The 3,252-nt window shown below is 37.2% G+C and carries 3 protein-coding genes and 1 pseudogene; 3 read left to right on the plus strand and 1 reads right to left on the minus strand.

The window, feature by feature from the left end; all coding sequences use genetic code 11:
- A partial coding sequence (locus V7149_RS25405) for a hypothetical protein (RefSeq protein ID WP_335348341.1) occupies positions 1-196 on the plus strand: 196 nt, incomplete at its 5' end.
- 595 nt (positions 197-791) lie between these two features.
- On the plus strand, positions 792-2,063 hold the full coding sequence (locus tag V7149_RS25410) for a RidA family protein (RefSeq protein ID WP_335348342.1): 1,272 nt from the start codon (positions 792-794) through the stop codon (positions 2,061-2,063).
- 237 nt (positions 2,064-2,300) lie between these two features.
- On the opposite strand, the pseudogene V7149_RS26700 reads toward V7149_RS25410, so the two are convergent.
- A pseudogene (locus V7149_RS26700) lies at positions 2,301-2,492 on the minus strand (transposase); the annotation flags it as partial.
- Positions 2,493-2,726: 234 nt separating this feature from the next.
- Between V7149_RS26700 and V7149_RS25415 the strand changes: the two are divergent.
- Complete coding sequence (locus tag V7149_RS25415) at positions 2,727-2,864, plus strand: hypothetical protein (RefSeq protein ID WP_335348343.1); 138 nt, start codon at positions 2,727-2,729, stop codon at positions 2,862-2,864.
- The last annotated feature ends 388 nt before the right edge of the window (positions 2,865-3,252 follow it).

Raw genomic sequence — 3,252 nt, forward strand, 5'->3', positions numbered from 1 at the left:
TGTATGTGGATATTCCAAGCAAGTCTGCACTATTCATGTATGTGGCAGAAAAATGAAGGGTAACTTGAAGAAAATTGTTAGTAACTTACATGAAAGGAGGCATGCACTGATTAGCGAAAAACATAAATTGGGCGCTATCTTTAAAGAAGCGCTCATTTTTAATTTTAAGGCCATATTCTGGAATAACACTTTATAAGGAAATGGGAAATTTATGTTATATATACTGTTTTGTTAATATAGGGTTTAGGTTGAGCTTATTGGTGTTGTTCTATTGTTCAACACTTAAGGTTTAAATTTCTAAGCTGCTGACTAATGAATTCAAACAACTTATTTTTAGCCAAAATAAATGTTCCTATATTTCTATAATTAGTTTTAGCTATATGCTCATCTACCTCATATCCGTAGTGGCGAATTACATCTGACAGAAATTTCGTAGAGCTAATGAATAAGCTTAGCAAGGGCTGCGTCGAAATGATTCCATCTTTTTGACGCAGCCCTTAACTGTTGTTGTCCAGAAAAAAACTCAACTCAAAAAACAATTCACAAGAAACAAGTAGTCAACACGAAGAAAGCCTGCTATAATTGACACTTGCTCAAAAACGAAATCTGTGTCTAGTGAGAATTGTTTTTTCAACTTCGTGAAGAACGCCATCGGTTGAGCCAAAGCAGTCTTCAAATCCATATCACTGACTTCCGTTTTTCGTCTATGCAATCACGGAACCATGGTTTAAAGCGGTTTTATTGGTGCATACTTGAGTTAATAAATATTTATCTAAAAGGAGAATACTATCATGAGCGGTTATAACGCAGTAACAGCAAGAAATACGGAAAATGCTCCAAACGGTAACGGTCTATATTCACAAACTGTTGCTTTCTCTCATTACAATAATCTTTCAGCTCAATTACCTATCGAACCTAAAACTGGTAAATTGGTAGCAGGTGGCATTAAAGAGCAGGCTGAACAATGCTTTAAAAACATCAAGGCAATTGTAGAAAGCATTGATCATGTTATGAGCGATGTCGTTAGAATCACTGTATTCGTTAAGAATATCAAAGATGTTGACGCTGTAGACGAAGTTTACAAAACGTTCTTCCCAACCTATGTTCCTTCACGGACAACAGTTGCAGTTGCAGCTTTGCCTATGGATGCTTTGGTGCAAGTTGAAGCACTTGTTTCACACGGTGAAGGTACAATTCCAAACGCGCCACAAGCAGGCGACCTCATTAAGCTTACAAATAACACGGCAAATGCACCAACAAGTCCGCTATCTACACAAACTGTGTCTTTCTCTCATTACAATAATCTTTCAGCTCAATTGCCGATCGATCCGAAAACTGGCCGATTAGTAGTTGGCGGTGTAAAAGAGCAGGCTGGACAGTGCTTAAAAAATATTAAGGCAATTTTAGAAAGTATCGACGTTCCTTTTGATGATATTGTTAAAATTAATATCTTCCTTAAAAACCTATCTGATACTGAAGCCGTAAATGAAGTTTATAAAACATTCTTCCCAGACTCGGCTATCGCCAGAGCCGTAGCTTATGTCCCTGCACGGACAACAGTTGAAGTTGCAGCTCTACCTATGGATGCTTTGGTACAAATTGAAGCAGTGGTGTCACACGGAGATGGTACACCTCCACAAGCTATTGAAGACAGACATGGAATCGTTATATGGGCGAACAATACTGACAATGCACCAAAGTGTTCCCTATCTACACAAACTGTAGCGTTCTCTCATTACAATCACCTTTCAGCTCAATTGCCTTTGGATCCAAAAACTGGTGAGATGGTAGCTGGCGGTGTAAAAGAGCAAGCTGAACAGTGCTTGACAAATATCAAGGCAATTGTAGAAAGTATCAACCACGTTATGGACGATGTAGTTAAAGTAAATATCTTCCTTAAGAATATTGAAGATATGGATGCTGTAGACGAAGCTTACAAAACATTCTTCCCAGGCGGTGTTCCTGCACGAAGAACAGTTGGCGTATCAGCTTTACCTACAGATGCTTTAATCCAAATCGATGCAGTTGTATCAAACGCAGAAGGAACGGCTCCAAAAGCATAACAGGCAGTTGTTTGTAAATAAATACAGGAACTATCAAAGTTACTTGTTATGCCGATGGTGAATGCGAAATCGCATATCCTATTCATAAAAAGGGGCTGTCTCAAATGAAAATTGAGACAGCTTCCTTCTTTTAACATCCCAGATGAAAAGCATCGAGATTTTAGCCGATTATGGCAGAAATCTTAGATGCTTTTTTAGTTTTCGGGCATAACAAAAATACTGGGTTAGCTTGCGAATCTATGCAATTGAATTTTTATAGAGGGTGACACCTAAACTTTGAGGTTGGATACTTTTGTGAAGTTTGTTCAGTTTAGAGACAAAACACAGAAGCATAAACTCAACCTTCACGCTTTGTTTCTCTCTTGTTAAAAATCTTCGAAATCCGTAATCTTCCTTCAAAACTCCGAATACACCTTCCACTTGGATTGATTGATTCTCCCGAGTAAGTCAGGATACGACTTTAAGTAAGGAAATACGCTCTAAGTTAGAGCAAGGGGTAAAGCAACTCGATTTAACAACGATGGCAGATTTGAACAACTCTATATAAAAATCCTTGTGAATTACCGGTGGAAAAAATGTGGCTTACTTCAGGGGACATAAAATCTTCGTTACTGCTGCATACTATTTTTATCAAAATATTTTAATGAATTGAGGTTTTTGAAAATGGATGAAATAAGAACTACAAATCAAGTAGAAGAAGTAAATAAACGCCTTAAAGAAATTCCTAAGGAAGCCGAAGAAAGAAGAATTGAAAATCAGCCTCAAACTGGTAAGAACGAGAAAGCCATTGAGCCGTTTTAAGTCCATCAGACCTGTAGGAAAGCCTCCAGATCTGATTTGGGATACAAACGGTAAACCGAAGAATCTTACTGACCATAAATATCATAAGCAAAAAATAGTGTAGGAGAAATTTTTAATCTTACGCTGTTTTATTCATCGTTATGTCAGCAAATGTTTTAGCTGCAATATGGTTTTTGTTTCGGATGATATCGGCGGGCGTTAACGCTCGCCTTTTTATATGGTACGGAGATTGTGAAAATTGTTTTTTAATTAACTGGAAGGCATACCCGATTAAAAAAACTATGACTATTATTCCAACATCTATCCTTCTTCATGAAAAGACAGATTGTAGAGGATCATTTAATGAAAAATTGGTATTTATCGATAAGATTGTGAAAGATTGTACTTA

It is taken from the genome of Bacillus sp. JJ1503 (assembly GCF_036965125.1).
Taxonomy (GTDB): domain Bacteria; phylum Bacillota; class Bacilli; order Bacillales; family Cytobacillaceae; genus Cytobacillus.

Coding starts and splice junctions, on each gene's coding strand:
- V7149_RS25410 (WP_335348342.1), top strand. CDS start 792: ATGAGCGGTTATAACGCAGTAACAGCAAGAAATACGGAAAATGCTCCA.
- V7149_RS25415 (WP_335348343.1), top strand. CDS start 2,727: ATGGATGAAATAAGAACTACAAATCAAGTAGAAGAAGTAAATAAACGC.